Annotated in this window: 1 protein-coding gene; it reads right to left on the bottom strand. The window is 53.1% G+C overall.

Annotated features, from left to right (window positions below):
- Window positions 1-137: 137 nt before the first annotated feature.
- The coding region (locus AC630_RS42135; protein ID WP_208867123.1) for a hypothetical protein at window positions 138-998 on the bottom strand (861 nt) is incomplete at its 5' end.

Genomic DNA, 998 nt, shown 5'->3' with positions numbered 1-998 from the left:
CCACTTAATGTTCTCCAACATGATCACGCCAAGGGTTAGAGTGATCATGCGAATGCGTCAAGTATAGGGGGACTCGATCTACTTATCCGCAATTAGTTCGGAATGAGTCCATTAAATTCCCAGCCGGCCACGCCGGCCTAGTCATCATCATCGTCAGCTGCGTCGTTCCATTCAAGTTCGCACACCACGCGCGCCTCCACCGATGTCTCGGCGCTGAAGTATTTTGCGTTCTCGACCAAGAGACGGCGCGCCGCCTCCTCCGCCAGCTTCTTTGAATTGCACTTCTCATGCACGAAGCTTTCGGTCTCCCCTGAACGCTTGGACCTATCCCAACGAATGACATCAATAGACGCATACCAAACGCCTGAACCGGTCCGGTGGCGTGTCAGAATTTCTCGGCGTCGGTCTGCTGCGCCGGCGATGCCCAGCCAAATCGCATCGTTGAAATCTTTAGAGGCCCGTGACCGTGCTTCGAACGCCAACCCCTTTAAAGCCGCTTCGCCTAGATACTCTAGCTTTCCATGAATACCAAAAATATGAGTCTCAATTTCGCGAACCGCATTGCGCGCTTCAGAAGTCAAAGGTGGAGAAGTGGGCTTGATCCCCCTAGCTTGAACCACCTTTGCGACCTCGGCTCTCTTCATTTTCCATAGATCAGCGGAAATCGCGTCGAGATCATTCTTTGATAGCTCCCACCTGTGCTCTCGTTCCCATTTTTCACGTTTCAACCTTGGAGAGAGATCAACCACCGTCGACTTGATCCGCCTCGCCCGCTCTAAGGCATCGAACGTTTCCATTGCCTCGAAGCCGCTGTTGACGAGAGACTCGTGAACTTTGCCAGCTGCATCAAAGTGCAGGTAGCTGCCATCCACCCTCGTAATTCGAGCCGGTTTGCCTTCCTCCAGCTCTACAATCACGTTTGCAATCTTCTGCCTGGTTCCAGCAAATTGCGGCATCGCATCGTATCCGTGAACCAAACCGTCCATCACCCGATGCGA

Origin of the sequence: Bradyrhizobium sp. AS23.2, assembly GCF_001908185.1 — a bacterium.
Classification (GTDB): domain Bacteria; phylum Pseudomonadota; class Alphaproteobacteria; order Rhizobiales; family Xanthobacteraceae; genus Bradyrhizobium.
The sequence above is the reverse complement of the archived record's forward strand: the minus strand, read 5'-3'. Positions and strand labels throughout refer to the sequence as shown.